This window comes from Microbacterium sp. PI-1 (genome assembly GCF_004337555.1).
GTDB classification, from domain to species: Bacteria; Actinomycetota; Actinomycetes; order Actinomycetales; family Microbacteriaceae; genus Microbacterium; species Microbacterium aurugineum.
Window position 1 is genome coordinate 1 of sequence record NZ_SJYZ01000029.1, and the last position, 14,896, is coordinate 14,896.

At 65.0% G+C, this 14,896-nt stretch carries 18 protein-coding genes and 2 pseudogenes; 14 read left to right on the top strand and 6 right to left on the bottom strand.

The annotated features are described in order from the left end of the window. The first annotated feature begins 315 nt into the window (after nt 1-315). Entirely contained in the window at nt 316-627 is a 312-nt protein-coding gene (locus tag E0W80_RS16825) for a thioredoxin family protein (RefSeq protein ID WP_081860107.1), read from the top strand. 175 nt (nt 628-802) lie between these two features. Here E0W80_RS16825 and E0W80_RS16830 read toward each other — a convergent pair. The 5 genes and pseudogenes from E0W80_RS16830 to E0W80_RS16850 all read right to left on the bottom strand — a co-directional run. After that, nucleotides 803-1,012 (bottom strand): annotated as a pseudogene (locus tag E0W80_RS16830) (CoA-disulfide reductase); the annotation flags it as partial. A gap of 54 nt (nt 1,013-1,066) precedes the next feature. Beyond that, nucleotides 1,067-1,600 carry a signal peptidase II gene (locus tag E0W80_RS16835; RefSeq protein ID WP_231494440.1) on the bottom strand — a complete coding sequence of 178 codons (534 nt, stop codon included), beginning with the start codon at nt 1,598-1,600 and terminating at the stop codon, nt 1,067-1,069. Further along, complete coding sequence (locus E0W80_RS16840; RefSeq protein ID WP_029259147.1) at nt 1,597-2,205, bottom strand: cadmium resistance transporter; 609 nt, start codon at nt 2,203-2,205, stop codon at nt 1,597-1,599. Before E0W80_RS16840 ends, E0W80_RS16835 begins: the two co-directional genes overlap by 4 nt. Next, nucleotides 2,205-4,121 (bottom strand): cation-translocating P-type ATPase, encoded by a 1,917-nt coding sequence (locus E0W80_RS16845; protein WP_036271584.1) that lies wholly within the window; start codon nt 4,119-4,121, stop codon nt 2,205-2,207. Before E0W80_RS16845 ends, E0W80_RS16840 begins: the two co-directional genes overlap by 1 nt. Beyond that, complete coding sequence (locus E0W80_RS16850) at nt 4,118-4,477, bottom strand: metalloregulator ArsR/SmtB family transcription factor (protein ID WP_029259145.1); 360 nt, start codon at nt 4,475-4,477, stop codon at nt 4,118-4,120. The genes E0W80_RS16845 and E0W80_RS16850 overlap by 4 nt, the downstream gene beginning before the upstream one ends. A 234-nt stretch (nt 4,478-4,711) precedes the next feature. Between E0W80_RS16850 and E0W80_RS16855 the strand changes: the two genes are divergently transcribed. The 6 genes from E0W80_RS16855 (at nt 4,712) to E0W80_RS16880 (ending at nt 9,641) form a co-directional block, all read left to right on the top strand. After that, nucleotides 4,712-4,993, top strand: coding sequence for a metal-sensitive transcriptional regulator (locus tag E0W80_RS16855; RefSeq protein ID WP_029259144.1), 282 nt, complete (start codon nt 4,712-4,714; stop codon nt 4,991-4,993). 31 nt (nt 4,994-5,024) lie between these two features. Beyond that, nucleotides 5,025-5,348: a cation transporter gene (locus tag E0W80_RS16860; protein WP_055876979.1), complete on the top strand. Its 324-nt coding sequence runs from the start codon at nt 5,025-5,027 to the stop codon at nt 5,346-5,348. Nucleotides 5,349-5,404: 56 nt separating this feature from the next. Continuing rightward, nucleotides 5,405-7,516, top strand: a complete 2,112-nt coding sequence (locus E0W80_RS16865; RefSeq protein ID WP_200935185.1) for a heavy metal translocating P-type ATPase — start codon at nt 5,405-5,407, stop codon at nt 7,514-7,516. Between the two features lie 51 nt (nt 7,517-7,567). Beyond that, nucleotides 7,568-8,029, top strand: a complete 462-nt coding sequence (locus E0W80_RS16870) for a DUF6153 family protein (RefSeq protein ID WP_052678987.1) — start codon at nt 7,568-7,570, stop codon at nt 8,027-8,029. Between the two features lie 85 nt (nt 8,030-8,114). Continuing rightward, nucleotides 8,115-8,714 carry a DUF305 domain-containing protein gene (locus E0W80_RS16875; protein WP_029259139.1) on the top strand — a complete coding sequence of 200 codons (600 nt, stop codon included), beginning with the start codon at nt 8,115-8,117 and terminating at the stop codon, nt 8,712-8,714. Between the two features lie 60 nt (nt 8,715-8,774). Continuing rightward, entirely contained in the window at nt 8,775-9,641 is an 867-nt protein-coding gene (locus tag E0W80_RS16880) for a F510_1955 family glycosylhydrolase (protein ID WP_045278977.1), read from the top strand. An 80-nt stretch (nt 9,642-9,721) separates the two neighbouring features. On the opposite strand, the pseudogene E0W80_RS16885 reads toward E0W80_RS16880, so the two are convergent. After that, nucleotides 9,722-9,937, bottom strand: a pseudogene (locus E0W80_RS16885) (CoA-disulfide reductase); the annotation flags it as partial. A 315-nt stretch (nt 9,938-10,252) separates the two neighbouring features. Between E0W80_RS16885 and E0W80_RS16890 the strand changes: the two are divergent. The 7 genes from E0W80_RS16890 (at nt 10,253) to E0W80_RS16920 (ending at nt 14,890) form a co-directional block, all read left to right on the top strand. Further along, entirely contained in the window at nt 10,253-10,726 is a 474-nt protein-coding gene (locus E0W80_RS16890) for a hypothetical protein (RefSeq protein WP_131494210.1), read from the top strand. Between the two features lie 70 nt (nt 10,727-10,796). After that, the gene (locus E0W80_RS16895; RefSeq protein WP_058631453.1) at nt 10,797-11,462 is read left to right on the top strand and encodes a thioredoxin domain-containing protein; all 666 of its coding nucleotides are present in this window, start codon (nt 10,797-10,799) and stop codon (nt 11,460-11,462) included. After that, the gene (locus E0W80_RS16900) at nt 11,462-12,448 is read left to right on the top strand and encodes an NAD(P)-binding domain-containing protein (protein ID WP_058631588.1); all 987 of its coding nucleotides are present in this window, start codon (nt 11,462-11,464) and stop codon (nt 12,446-12,448) included. Before E0W80_RS16895 ends, E0W80_RS16900 begins: the two co-directional genes overlap by 1 nt. A gap of 8 nt (nt 12,449-12,456) precedes the next feature. Continuing rightward, entirely contained in the window at nt 12,457-13,371 is a 915-nt protein-coding gene (locus E0W80_RS16905; RefSeq protein ID WP_058631454.1) for a cation diffusion facilitator family transporter, read from the top strand. Nucleotides 13,372-13,414: 43 nt separating this feature from the next. Beyond that, complete coding sequence (locus E0W80_RS16910) at nt 13,415-14,032, top strand: copper resistance CopC family protein (RefSeq protein ID WP_165875501.1); 618 nt, start codon at nt 13,415-13,417, stop codon at nt 14,030-14,032. After that, entirely contained in the window at nt 14,025-14,558 is a 534-nt protein-coding gene (gene lspA, locus E0W80_RS16915; RefSeq protein ID WP_058631456.1) for a signal peptidase II, read from the top strand. The genes E0W80_RS16910 and lspA overlap by 8 nt, the downstream gene beginning before the upstream one ends. Then, nucleotides 14,555-14,890, top strand: coding sequence for a DUF6804 family protein (locus E0W80_RS16920; protein WP_045278974.1), 336 nt, complete (start codon nt 14,555-14,557; stop codon nt 14,888-14,890). Before lspA ends, E0W80_RS16920 begins: the two co-directional genes overlap by 4 nt. The last annotated feature ends 6 nt before the right edge of the window (nt 14,891-14,896 follow it).

Genomic DNA, 14,896 nt, shown 5'->3' on the forward strand with positions numbered 1-14,896 from the left:
TGTCCGATCTCACGAAACTTGTCGGTTGGTGAGACGGAGCACCCCCGGAAAGACGGGTGAGTGGTGCGCTGCGGAAACTGCCGGTTGTCTCACGAAACTTGTCGGAAATCGCGGCCGCTTTCACATTGCCTAAAGGGTCGGGCGGGCCGTTTCGGCGCAACAGGTTCGGGCAGGGGTTTTCGGCAGGTGCGCGACCGGCGTGTCGCACAATCGGCCGGCGACCTCGGTACGTCGGCCGGAAACGATCGTTTTCGGTGATAGCCCTCCACCACAAATGGGTCACGACATCAGCAGAGAATCGAGGATGATTGAGTCGTGGAGATTGAGCTGCTGCATATCGCTGATTGCCCTAGCTGGGTTGAGGCCAGTCGTCGTGTTGCCGAGGCGCTTAGCGAAACAGGCCACGACGGATTGAGCCTGCGTTATCGACTCATCCGAACAGAGGAAGACGCCGCCGGGGTTCAATTTGCGGGCTCCCCGACGATCACGGTGGACGGAAACGATCTCTTCCCGGGGTCGGATCGTAGTAGTGAGTTGGCTTGCCGCATCTACAGCACACCTGCTGGGTTGGCCGGGATGCCAACGGTTGAACAGATCCGAGAGGCAATGAGGGCCTATGGAGACTGAGCTCGATGTCGCCTGCACGTGCTGCGGCCGGCATCTACCACGAAGGAAGCTGCACGCCCTCGGAGACGACGGTGCGTTCATCTGTCGACGATGCGGTTTGTGGGTCGCGCTTCGCTTACGACGTGACCGCCCGCCTACGTAGTCCCCACACTCAGAAGCCGCACGCACGGGCGAGCTACACCACGGCGATTGTCCGGACTTCGCGCTCCCATGCCTGTGTTGCGACCTGCACGGCATCCCAGGGGGAGCCGAGCGGGGGCGTGTAGGAGAGGTCGAGGTCGCTCATTGCGGCGATCGTCATGCTGTGGTGCAGCGCTGCCGCGTAGGTGTCGATGCGCTTGGAAATTTCCGCACCGCGGGTGCCGACGAGCTGCGCGCCGAGCAATAGCGCCGATGTAGAGGGCGAGTTGATGGGTTGTCCCCGCTTCTCAAAGCGGTTTCACTTTGTGGCCTCATCGCCGGCGCGGATCATGAGGAGCGCTCCGGTGACCGCTGCGGCGAAGATCACGATGTCGGCGATGTTCCCGATGAACCAATTTCCGTAGGCGAGAAAGTCCACGACGTGTCCGCGGGCGAATCCCGGATCGCGGAAAAGGCGGTCGCCTGCGTGTGAGGCGGCAGCTCCTCCGAGCGCGCCGATGACGATTGCCCATCCCAGGCGTTGTACTCGGAACGCGAACACGATTGCTGTGACGGTGGCGGCGACGGCTAGCAGCGCGAACACCCAGGTGAAGCCTTCCCCGAAGGAGAATGCCGCTCCGGGGTTGTAGGCGAGCTGCAAACCCAACAGGTCACCGATTAGGGGGACGCGCTCACGCTCAGTGAGGGCCGCTTCAGCCCACACCTTCGTTCCCTGGTCAATCAACACGACAATCACGGCGATCAGGAGCGCTCCACCAGTGAGCTGCCACCGCCGCGCCGACGACCGCTCGCGCACAGCGGGCGGGTGAGCTTCTGTTTCGGAAGGGATCATGCGAGGACCTCGATCAGACGGACGATGACCCCGGATTCGATCAGGATGAACAGGCCCAGACCGATGAAAACTGCCGGTACAAGCCAGTGCTCGACGCGCTCCAACCCCTCGGTGACTGCCTTGTTAGTGCCGATGAGCCGGCCCGCCGCGCACCAGACGGCAACGAGGATGAGGAACACGACGATCATGATCGCGACGTCGCCGGGCGTGCTGGTGCGGAAGATCGGCGTGTAGAGGGAGATGTTGTCCGCCCCGTTGGCGATCGTGATACCAGCGACGCCCCACAGTCCGACCGCGGTGATCTTGGAGTCGTCGTCATCGTCATCGCCGTTGCGGCGCAGGCCGCGAATGAGCGTCCAGATGCCGATGCCGAGCGGGATCAGGCCAAGGAAGCCGACCCATTCGTCCGGGACGATGGTGAGGCCGAGCGCGGCGATCACGCTGATGACGACGAGGGTGATGAACCCGAGGTACTGGCCTGCGACGATCTGCCACGGCCGGGGTTTCCCTCGGCTGGAGGCGAGGAAAAGCACGGTGAGCACGACGATGTCGTCGATGTTGGTTGCCGCGAACAGGCCGATCGCTGATCCAATGGTGGCGAGCATCAGCGTCCCAGTCGTGGCGTGCGGGTGCGGGCGGCCCGCAGGCCGTTGAGGATCACGATGACCTCGGCGACCTCGTGGACCAGGACGACAGCCGCGAGCCCCAGGACGCCGAAGAGCGCGAGCGGGAGCAGGGCGGTGATGATCAGCAGCGACAGGATGATGTTCTGGTTGATGATCCGTCGACCGCGCCGGGCGTGATCGAACGCCCGCGGGATGAGGCGTAGATCATGGCCGGTGAAGGCCACGTCCGCGGATTCGATCGCTGCGTCGGAGCCGGTCGCGCCCATCGCGATGCCGACGTCTGCGCCCGCGAGGGCGGGGGCATCGTTGATGCCATCGCCGATCATCGCGACCGGTCCCGCCTTCGACAGTTCCCCGATCGCGGTCGCCTTGTCCTCCGGGCGCAGCTCCGCGCGCACATCGCTGATCCCGGCCTGCGCAGCCAGGGCACGAGCGGTCCGGGCGTTGTCGCCGGTGAGCATCGTCACCCCGACGCCCTGGCCGGTGAGTGTCCGGACTACCTGGGGGACTTCAGGGCGCAGCTCGTCGCGGACGCCGATCGCGGCGACCGGTGACCCGTCTCGGTGCACGATGACGACGGTCATGCCCTGCTCTTCCAGCGTTGCGACCCGCTCAACGAGGTCGCCGGCGTCCAGCCAGCGGGGACTGCCGACGGTGATTCTCGATCCGTCGACGGTGCCGTCAATACCATGGCCGGCCTGCTCGGTCACATCTGCAGCTGCCGGTGTCCCCGGAGCTGCGGCGGTGATCGCTGAGGCAAGAGGATGTGTGCTGTGCTGCTCCAGCGCAGCCGCCCACGCCAACGCCTGGACCTCGGTTACACCGTTCGCGGTGAGTACGGCGGTGACCACGGGTTCGTTGCGGGTAAGGGTTCCGGTCTTGTCGACGGCGACGTGCCGGACCGTACCGAAGCGCTCGAAAACGGCGCCGGACTTGATGATCACACCGAACTTGCTCGCGGCGCCGATCGCAGCGACGACCGTCAGCGGGACCGAGATCGCCAGCGCACACGGAGACGCCGCGACCAGCACGACGAGCGCGCGGGTGATCCACACCTCCGGGTCACCCAGCAGCGAACCGATGATCGCGACGAGCGCCGCGAGGATCAGAACGCCGGGCACCAGTGGGCGGGCGATCCTGTCCGCCAGACGGGCACGCTCGCCCTTGTCGGTCTGCGCTTTCTCGACCAGCTCCACGATCGTCGTGAGCGAGTTATCGGTGCCCGCAGCCGTCGCCTCAACCTCCAGCGCGCCGGCACTGTTGATCGCACCGGCCGACACAACATCGCCAGGCTCGACCTCGACCGGGATCGACTCCCCGGTGATCGCCGATGTGTCCAGGCTGGAGCGCCCGGATCGGACGATCCCATCGGTCGCGATCCGCTCACCCGGGCGGACCACCATGACCTGGCCAACCGTCAACTCTCTCGCCGGTACCTGCGCGGAGACACCGCCCTGCAGCACCGTCGCTGTCTCCGGCACGAGCTTCAGCAGTGCCCTTAGCCCGCCGCGGGCGCGGTCCATCGCCTTGTCCTCGAGCGCCTCAGCGATCGAGTACAAGAACGCCAGAGCTGCAGCCTCCTCCACGTACCCGAGGATGACTGCGCCGATCGCGCTGATCGTCATCAGCAACCCGATGCCGAGCTTGCCCTTGAATAGTTTCCGGATCGCGCCCGGCGTGAACGTCGACGCGCCCAGCAGTAGTCCGACCCAGAACAGCACCAACGCCGGGATCTCTAAGCCGGACCACTCGAGGATCAGACCCCCCAGGAACGCGACACCCGAGAAGATCGGCACCATGATCCCGCGGTCTTTCCACCAGGGCCGCTCAGCCTCTTCGTGTTCCTCTCCCGCCGTGGCGGCAGGCTCATGCTCGCAACCACACGCCTCGCTCACGCGCCAGCCCCCGCTCCGCAGCAGCCCGCCACCGTGCACGCCGAGTCCACGCACGGGGCGTGCACGTCGACAGCCAGCGTCACGTCCACCAGTGCGACGAGGGCAGCAGCTAGGTGCGGGTCGGCGATTTCGTATCGGGTCTGACGGCCCTCCGGCTCGGCAACGACGATGCCGCAATCGCGCAGGCAGGTGAGGTGGTTCGACACGTTCGAGCGCGTCAGCTCCAGTTCGCGCGAGAGCACAGCGGGATAGCTCGGTCCGTCGAGCAACGTCATTAAGATCCGGGAACGGGTCGGATCAGCCATGGCCCGGCCGAGTCGGTTCATCACATCAAGACGGGAAGCAATGGTCAGCATGCACTGAACTATACAGTGACCGCTGACTGGTTATCAATTCGATCGAATGTTATGGCGTTCTGTTCGTCGCCGCGTCAACCAGTCGTGAGGTGCGCGATCCTGCTGTGGTGGACGACGCCGCATGCCGCCGGGCGCTCGATAGCGATCGTCCCGCGAAACTGCAGCCGGAGGCTGTCGTTCGGGAATAGGCCGGTGCCTGTTGAGTTACATACCCCCAGGGGGTATGTTGTGGGTATGAACGGTTACACCGACAACAAGGCGGATCTGCGCAAGCGATTGAGTCGGGTTGAGGGTCAGGTGCGAGGTATCTCGCGGATGGTCGATGAGGACAAGTACTGCATCGACATCCTGACGCAGGTCGCTGCGGCCACGAAGGCGCTCGAAACGGTGGCCTTGTCGCTCCTGGGTGACCATCTGAGCCATTGCGTCGCTCAGGCAAGCGCTGAGGGTGGCGAGGTTGCGGCGGAGAAGGTCCGCGAAGCTAACGACGCCATCGCTCGCCTGGTCCGTTCATAACCACACGTCTAACGATCTGGAGAAATTCACTATGACTGACCGCATCGAACTCGGACTGAAGGACGCAAACGCTGGTTGCGCATGCTGCGCAGCCCCATCGAACATCGAGGCATCCACTCCTGTGGCGGCCCCGGTCTCGGAAGAGGTACTGGTCACGGGAATGACGTGCTCGCACTGTGTGTCGAGCGTCAGTGAGGAACTGAGCGCGCTTGACGGTGTCGCGTTCGTCGCTGTCGACCTGAACGCCGGCGGCTCGTCCCGCGTGACGATCCACAGCGCAGCCCCTGTCGATCCCGCTGCCGTGAGGGCTGCGGTCGAAGAGGCCGGTTACAGCCTCGCGACCAGCCAGGCCTGATTCACTTATCCGTCCGCACCCGGCTCGACCCCGGGCGCATCGAACAAGGAGTTCTGATGAGCCAGCACGACGAGCACACCCATCACATCGCACACGAGAATCCCGGCACCGCGCCGACGGCGCAGCATGACCACGCGGCGATGAGCCACGACCACGGCGCTCCTCAAGGTCACGCGGGCCACGGCGGTCACGCGGGCCACGGCGATCACGTGGGCCAGTTCCGGCGGTTGTTCTGGATCATGCTGGTCCTTGCGGTCCCGGTTGTCGGGTTCTCGGGGATGTTCTCGATGCTGCTCGGGTACCCGTTGCCGGAAGCCGCCTGGGTTGGGTGGGTGTCCCCGGTTCTCGGGACGGTCATGTACATCTGGGGTGGGGCCCCGTTCCTCACCGGCGCGGTGAGTGAACTTCGTGCCCGCAAGCCCGGAATGATGCTCCTGATCGCCCTCGCGATCACGGTCGCGTTCCTCGCATCCTGGGGCGCGAGCCTCGGCCTCCTCCATCATGAGCTGGACTTCTGGTGGGAGCTGGCGCTGCTGATCGTGATCATGCTGCTCGGCCACTGGATCGAGATGCGCTCCCTCGCACAGACCACCTCAGCACTGGATTCCCTCGCTGCACTGCTGCCCGACGAGGCGGAAAAGATCGAAGGCGACACGACCGTGACGGTCGCCCCGTCCGATCTGCTGGTGGGTGACGTGGTGGTGGTGCGCCCAGGCGGGCGGGTGCCCGCTGACGGGCGGATCGTGCAGGGCTCGGCCAGCATGGACGAGTCGATGATCACCGGCGAGTCCCGGCCCGTGCGCCGCAGCGACGGCGACCAGGTCATCGCCGGCACCGTCGCCACCGATTCCGGGGTGCGGGTCGAGATCACCGCGATCGGCGACGACACCGCTCTCGCGGGGATCCAAAAGCTGGTGACCGAAGCGCAGAATTCATCCTCGCGCGCGCAGCGGCTCGCAGACAAGGCCGCCGGGTGGCTGTTCTGGTTCGCGCTCGGCGCCGCCGCGATCACCGCCATCGTCTGGACGATCGTCGGCATGCCCGACGCCGCCGTGATCCGCACGATCACCGTGCTGGTGATCGCCTGCCCGCACGCGCTCGGTCTGGCGATCCCGCTCGTCGTGTCGATCGCCACCGAGCGTGCCGCTCGCGGAGGCGTGCTGATCAAGGACCGTCTCGCGCTGGAGAGCATGCGCACCGTCGACACCGTCCTGTTCGACAAGACCGGCACGCTCACCAAGGGCACCCCCGCCGTGACCGCGATCGACCCCGTCTCCGGGACCGACCCTGACCAGCTGCTGGCCTGGGCCGCGGCCGCGGAAGCAGACTCCGAACACCCCCTCGCCCGCGCGATCGTCAACGCGGCGAAAGAGAAGACCCTCACGGTCCCCTCGTCAGCCGATTTCGAATCGTCCCCGGCGGTCGGGGTCCGTGCACGTGTCGATGGGCGCGTGGTGCAGGTCGGTGGCCCGTACATGCTCGAGCAGGAACACGCCTCCGAGCTACCGGTCGCCGACGAGTGGCGCCGTGAGGGTGCGATCATCCTCCACGTGCTCGTCGACGGACAGGTCGCGGGTGCCCTGCGCTTGGCGGATGAGATCCGCTCGGAGTCGCGTCACGCCGTCGAGGCCCTCCACGAGCGTGGCGTGCAGGTGGTCATGATCACCGGTGACGCCGACGCGGTCGCAGCCTCCGTCGCGGGCGAGCTCGGCATCGACCGGTACTTCGCCGGGGTCCGACCCGAAGACAAGGCCTCGAAGGTGAAAGAGCTGCAAGGCGAAGGGCGCAAGGTCGCGATGGTCGGAGACGGTGTCAACGACGCCCCCGCGCTCGCGCAGGCCGACGTCGGCATCGCCATCGGCGCCGGGACGGATGTTGCGATCGCGTCCGCGGGCGTCATCCTCGCCAGCGACGACCCCCGGTCGGTGCTCTCGGTGATCGAACTGTCGCGGGCCAGCTACCGGAAGATGAAGCAGAACCTCTGGTGGGCCGCCGGCTACAACCTGCTCTCCGTCCCCCTCGCCGCCGGAGTGCTCGCCCCGATCGGGTTCGTGCTCCCGATGTCCGTGGGCGCGCTGCTGATGTCCCTGTCAACCATCGTCGTCGCGCTCAACGCGCAGCTGCTGCGCCGACTGGATCTGCGCCCGGACGCCGTGGCCGGTAAGTAGCGAGAAACAGTTAGGTCGACGGACGTAGGCTGGGGCGAACGGGAGGTGAGTATGTCGCTGATCAAGGTCTCACAACAGGTGCGCGGACCGCGCACGCTCACCCACACCGCCCTGGCCGTCCTCGCGATCGCCGTGGGCATTATCGCCGGCCTACTGGCGATGCACTCCTTCAACTCGCATGCGACGGCCGCCGGTCACCATGACACCGTCACCGTCAGCACTCAGGCCGAAGTATCCGCCCATCACCCCGACGCCTCCGCGACCGCCCTCGTGCCAGCCGCGCCGACACAGGAGGCGGGATGCGCGACGTGTGGGGCCGGAGATTCGATGACGTGGATGGCGTGCGTCCTCGCGCTCCTGGTGGCCACCATCCTTCTCAGGCGGATCGGGCTCGGCTGGCGGCACACCCTCTTGGTTGCGACCCGCGCGCCCGCGACAACACGCGGGCCCGCCCGCGCTCACGCCCTTCCCCCGCCTCCATCTCTCACGGTTCTCTGCATCAGTCGCACGTGATCACGCGCTAGCCCGCTCTGGCGGGCAACGCACCCTCGGGCACCGGCAGCCGCCGGGCCCCATCACTGACCCTTGGAGAACCCTCATGAAGATTCGACCCGCGGCGATCGCCGCACTCACCCTCACCGCACTGCTCGCCCTCGCCGGCTGCGCGGGAACCACCGGATCCGACAACGGCATGGAAGGCATGGACCACGGCGGCAGCTCGTCCGCGCCCGCAGAGACAGCAGATGCGAATGACGCCGACATCATGTTCGCCAGCATGATGAAGGAACACCACGCACAGGCCATCGAGATGTCCGACGTCCTCCTCAGCAAGGACGGCGTTGACGAGCGCGTCGTCTCTCTCGCCGAAGAAATCAAAGCCGCTCAGGAGCCCGAGATCCAGCAGATGGACCAGTGGCTCGAAGACTGGGGCGCGGAGATGGACAGCATGGAGGGCATGGATCACGGCAGCGGCATGATGTCCGAAGAGGACATGCAGGCCCTCGAAGATGCCGCCGGTCCCGATGCGGGGCGTCTGTTCCTCGAGCAGATGATCCAGCACCACGAGGGTGCCGTCGACATGGCGCAAGACGAAGTCGACAACGGTCAGAACAGCGACGCCGTCGCACTGGCCGAGACCATCATCGACACGCAAACGGAAGAGATCGCCACCATGAAGGAGATCCTCGCAACTCCGTGATCCACGGGTGGGGTGCGGGACTCCCGCACCCCACCCATAGATCTGTTTGCGGACACCATCATGCGAACCCTCAAGAACTTCACCCTGCCTACTTCCCGCCTGCGACGTCGCGGAGCACTCACGATCGCTACGACAATCGCGGCCAGCATCGTGCTCGCCGGGTGCACAGCACCTGCCGAGCCGACCACCGGACACGACCACGCCACCACCATCGAACACGTCCACGCGATCGTGCCTGACCCCTCAGGAGACGGCTACCTACTGGGCGCCCACGACGGGATCTACACGGCCACGCTTGACGGCGAAATTGGCGACCGCGTCCAGAACACCGACTTTGACGCGATGGGCCTCACCGCCATCGGGGATACCCTCATCGCGTCTGGACACCCCGGGCGAACGACTGCCCCCGAACTCGGTTCCCCCAACCTCGGAATCATCCGAAGCGACGACAGCGCCCGATCCTGGTCACCGGTCTCGCTCACCGGAGAGAAGGACTTCCACGCTCTCGCCGCCGGCCCGGACGAGAGCCTGTACGGGCTTGCGTCAGACTCCATCGAACTGCTCCGCAGCGACGACACCGGACAGACATGGTCGCCCGCCGGGGAAGTCGTCGCGGTCAACCTCGCCATCGACGCCGCAGGGCAACTGTTCGCCGCCACACCCGACGGGCTGCAAGTCAGCGCGGATGAGGGCGCCACGTTCACCACCGTGAACGATGCACCGCTGCTCTACCTCCTCGCCGCTTCACCCGATAGCAAGCGCCTCGTCGGTGTCGGCAACGGCGGACAGATCTGGGTCAGACCCGCATCGGGCGCGGAGTGGGTTCCCGCCGGCACAACCCACGGCTCCGCACAAGCGATCACCATCACGAACGGCGGCGACATCTTGGTCTTCGATCAGAGCGGACTCACTGCGCTGCCCCGCTAGGCCGCCCCGAACGGTCACAATCTTTCCCGGGTTCGGATCGCAGCAACGACTTGGGCTGAGGTAGCCGATCCCAGGGTTACTTACACCAAAGTGCTCGTCCGAGTTTGGCGCTCCCATGCCTGCGTTGCGAGCTGCACGGCTTCCCATGGGGAGCCGAGCGGGGGCGTGCAGGAGAGGTCGAGGTCACTCATCGTTGCGACGGTCATGCCGTGGTGCAGAGCCGTGGCGTAGGTGTCGACGCGCTTGGAGATCTCCGCACCGCGGGTGCCGACGAGCTGCGCGCCGAGCAGCAGACCCCTTTTGTTCCCCTGTGCGCGTGCGGTCGGGTGGCGTTGTCCCTGTACTTGCTGCACGGCAGTCTCATCGCATTTTGGAGTAACGCGTATGGCCGCCCTGCCGAGAACTTCTACTTGGGCTGGCTGGTGATCGTTCCGGGCATGATCGTGGTGGGTTGGTTGTGGTGGCGGTTCGTTGGAACTGGCCCAGTTGAATGGGTGATGGGCTGGCTCAGCGGACGTCCCAAGTCTTCCTCGCTTCGCCGGTAGAGCGGGTGCGTGGCTCTGGGGCTCGCAAGAAGACTTGATTGGTCGGGCTGGTACCATCCTGAGGTCATGGTCGTCCACGGTCGCGCTCACAAATGCGTTAGCCGAGCCGACGAGTTCCTGATAACGAAGATCATTACAGCCCTCGGGCTGGCGCTTCTTCTCGTTGTTGGAGCGTGGCCGGGCGGCCATCGTGATGCGACAGATGCGACTCCGTATCTGAGCACCACATCCTCGTCGTCACTAGGGACGCCTTCTGCTGGTCATTTTTCGGCGGGTTCGGGTGAAAGCGTTGTCGGCGCGACCGCGGAACAACTCCTGGCCGGGGATAGCGCGAACGACATCGTGATCGGCGTTGCCGGGTGCCTCTTGGGTATCATCTGCTGCTTCTTGGTGCTCATCGTCACGCGGAACTTCCGCCGTCACGTCCCCTCTTCTCACATTCGCGAACGTTTGCCGCGCGCACCATCACTGGCAGCTATGACGGGGCGCCTGTTCGCATTGCCTCCTTCTCTCACACAGCTTTCTCTGTCGCGGACCTGACTCCGGCGGCGCCATCTCTTCGATGGCGCTCCACTGGTCGTCCCCGTTCGTTGTGTGTGTCTGGAGTGTTATGAAATCTTCCGTGAAAGCGGTACTTGTCACCGTGTCTCTCGCCGTGGTGTTGCTGGTCGTCGCACTGGTCTTCGTCCTGATTAATCAGAATCAAGCTGCCGCACCCGAGACGGGGACCGCTGACGGTCCACAAGTCGTCCGTGAGAACTCGCACGTCCTCGATGACGGAGGAGAAGGGGCGGTGACGGTGGTCGAGTTCCTCGATTTCGAGTGCGAGGCCTGCGGTGCTTTCTATCCCCTCGTCGAGGATCTCCGCGGCAAGTTCGATGGCGAGATCACCTACGTGATCCGCTACTTCCCGCTGCCTGGTCACCTCAACTCAAAGAACGCCGCAATCGCTGCCGAAGCCGCAGCGCAGCAGGGACGGCTCGAAGACATGTATCACCGCCTGTTCGAGACGCAGTCTCAATGGGGTGAGGCTCAAGAGTCTCGTGCGGACCTGTTCCGGGGGTTTGCGGAGGAACTCGGATTGGACATGGCCGCGTTCGATGATGCGGTCGCTGATCCGGCGACAGCGGAACGGGTTCAATTCGATCTCGACGAGGGTGAGCAGCTCGGTGTCAGCAGTACCCCCTCGTTCTTCATCGATGGGGAGCCTGTCGTGCTGGAAACGTGGACCGATCTGGAGGACAGCATTGAAGCCGCCGTGAACGGTGCTGAATGATGGCGCGTTCGCTATCGCACCGTCGAGTCATCATCGTCGGTGCCGGGCACTCCGGATTGGCGACAGCCGCCGCGCTCAGGTCCTCTGGGCTTGAGCCACAGAAAGACTTCGTGATCATCGATTCTGCACCCCCCGGTCGACGAAGCTGGGCCACACGGTGGCAGTCGATGAAACTGCGCAGCGCGGCACGCCACAGTGTCGTCCGCGGGTTCCCTTTCCCGGGCGATGGAGACCGTCATCCGAGTGTGGATGAGATGTCCGATTACCTGTCTTCGGTGGAGAAAGCCCTCGGTGTGAAGACCGTGTGGGGCACTCGTGCTCTTGGAATCAACCGGTTGGGCGACGGATCCACGCTGCATCTGTCGACCTCCGCCGGGGAAGTGCAAACCCGAAATGTGGTCTGTGCAACGGGAGCTGCCGCGGTGCCGCGCATACCGGGCTGGCGCCCGGGATTGGCCGTACCCGGTGTTGTGCTGCATTCCAGCCAGTACCTCTACCCCGCCCAGATACCTCCCGGCCACGTGTTGATCGTTGGCGGCGGATTCAGCGGAGTGGAGATTGCTGAGGAGCTCGCGTCCTCCCACGACGTCACCCTCTCCACTCGAGCGGAACCCTCAGGGGTGTCGGAGCGGCCTATCTGGTCGAGGCTGCGACGTAAGGGTGCGCTCTCCGAGGCACGCCCCCGCGTAGCTTCGACAGACGTCACTCATGCCGTCGCCGTGACGGAGGTTCACGGAGACACCGTGATGTTCGCCGATGGGGCGTCCGTGAAGCCGCATTCCGTGATCCTTGCGACCGGGTACAGGCCGGCAGACGCATGGCTGCCCGATTCGGAGCCGCCCGGTCAGCCTTTGCACGTCAGTGCACGCATCCCGGGACTGTTCACTGTTGGCATGCCCCGTTACTCCCGGGCGGATGCGGACACCCTCGTTGGGGCGGGTCGTGATGCGGCGACCGTCGCCCGACTCATCGTTGGACGGCCGTAAGGAGCACCATGACAGAAGCAGGGCACAGTCACGGTATTGGTGACGCCACTCCTCGCAATCGCCTGGTCATCGCGTTCGCGATCACCTCTTCGGTCTTCATCGTCGAAGTGATCGGGGCGATTATCACAGGCAGCCTCGCACTGCTCGTTGATGCGGCGCACATGCTCACCGATGTCGTCGGGTTGGCGATGGCCGTCACCGCCGCGCATCTGATGAATCGTCCCCCGACTCCCAGGTACACCTTCGGTCTTCAACGCACGGAGGTGCTCGGTGCGCTCGCTCAAGCAGCTCTGCTGCTCGGGGTGGGTATCTTCGCGCTCGTGGAAGGCGTACGGCGGCTGTTCGAGCCCCCTGAGATCGCATCGGGAAGTCTGCTGTTCTTCGGCATCGTCGGTCTCGTCGCCAACATCGCCTCCATGCTCGTATTGTTCAGCGGCCGCGGACGCAACCTCAACATGCGCGCCGCGTTCCTCGAGGTCGTCAACGATGCCCTCGGTTCCGTCGGCGTCATCGCCAGCGCCATCCTCATCGCCGTTTTCGGTTGGTATCAGGCGGACGCCGTCGCGGGCGTCTTGATCGCGCTCCTCATCATCCCCCGCACCCTCATCCTGTTGCGAGCATCCGGCCGGGTATTGATGGAGTCCACACCTGCCGGCCTCGATCTCGAGGATGTCCGCCGCCACATCCTTGCCCTGCCGCACGTGGTCGCTGTGCACGACCTCCACGCGACCCAGGTCTCGACCGACCTCCCCACGCTCACCGCCCATGTCGTGGTCGATGACACCGTCACGATGGAAGCTTCCGCCGCACTGCTGACATCACTTCAGCAATGCGTCAGCGAACATTTCGCCGTGAGCATCGAACACTCCACCTTTCAGATCGAACCCGAATCCCACCCCGGAGAGCACGACACCCATGCATAAACGCCTCTCGGCACGCACCGCTGCCGTCCTCACCACCCTGTTGTTGTCGGCATCCGTCGTCCTTGGGACTGCATCTCCGGCGGCCGCTCACGACGACTTCGTTTCGTCGTACCCCACCGCCGACTCGACCATCAACGGCTCCCCCGACGAGATCTCTTTGATGTTCACCGGGGCCCTCACCGGTGGTGACGATGCAACGGTCGTCGAGGTTATCGATGAAAGCGGAGCAAACGTCGCCGTCGACCCGCCAACGGTGAGCGGTGACTCGATCACTCAACACCTCTCCCCCGACGCCGCAACCGGCATCTTCACCGTCCGCTGGAAGACCGTCTCCGCCGACGGACACCCGATCAACGGGGAGTATGTGTACACCGTCACGCCCGCGACGGACACGGAACCCAGCACTCCGACCACAAGCCCCACCCCTGAAACCTCCCCAACGGAGGAGCCGGAACCGGCCCGACCCGCGCAAACATACGGTGGCACGGCATCCGGTGGCGGTGCTTTCGAACTGCTCCCCCTGTTCTTCCTCTCGGGTCTGGCACTGATTCTGGGGATCGGCGTTGTGGGAGTGGTTATGGCCGGGCGCCAGCGTCACCAGCGCGACCGCGCACAGGCCGCCAAGGATGCTGCAGCTAAGGAGAAAGACGCCGATGCGTGATCGAGTCCGCCGGTCGGCCGTGATGCTCATCGTCGCCGCCATCGTCATCCTGATCGATCAAGGCACCAAGACTCTTGCTCTGAACACGTTGCGGCAGGATGCGCGTATACCGCTGATCGGTGACTGGCTCGGTCTTCAACTGGCCTTCAACCCCGGGGCGATCTTCTCGCTCGGGGAAGGCTCCACATGGGTCATCACCGTCATCGGGGTCGCTGTCACCGCGGTCCTCATCGTTGCCGCCACCCGAGCCCGGAACGTGTGGTCGGCGGTTGGTTTCGGTTTCATCGTGGGCGGTGCGATCGGGAACCTCATCGATCGCTTATTCTCGCCGCCCGCGTTCGGGATCGGGCACGTCACCGATTTCCTCGCCTACGGGAACCTGTTCATCGGCAACCTCGCCGATATCGCTCTCGGCATCGGTGCCGTGTTCCTCATCGTCGCGGGTCTGCGCACGAGCCGTCGCCGGCCAGACCCCACGTCCCGCCCCGACGACCCTGTACCCGCCGAAGAAACGGTTCACCCATGAGTCCCAAAGAACGCGTCCCCTCCACTTACCAGCGGAACGCCCTGGCCCCCAGCCTCGTCGCCGCCGCGATCCTGTTTCTGGCCCCGGCGCTCTTCCAGGCGAATTGGGCGCCGCTCGTCCTCTTCATTGCCTCAATTTTCGGGCTGATCGTCGCGTGGTTTGCGCTCCAGGCACGCCACTGGTGGTGGATCCCGGTCTTCCTCGCCATTGCCGTGCTCTGGAATCCGGTGATGCCCTTCCCCTTCTCCGGTGTCGTGTGGACCACAGCACAACCCATCGCGGCCGTGGTGTTCCTGGCAGCGGGGGCGACGATCAAGGTGATCCGGAAGTGAACTGCG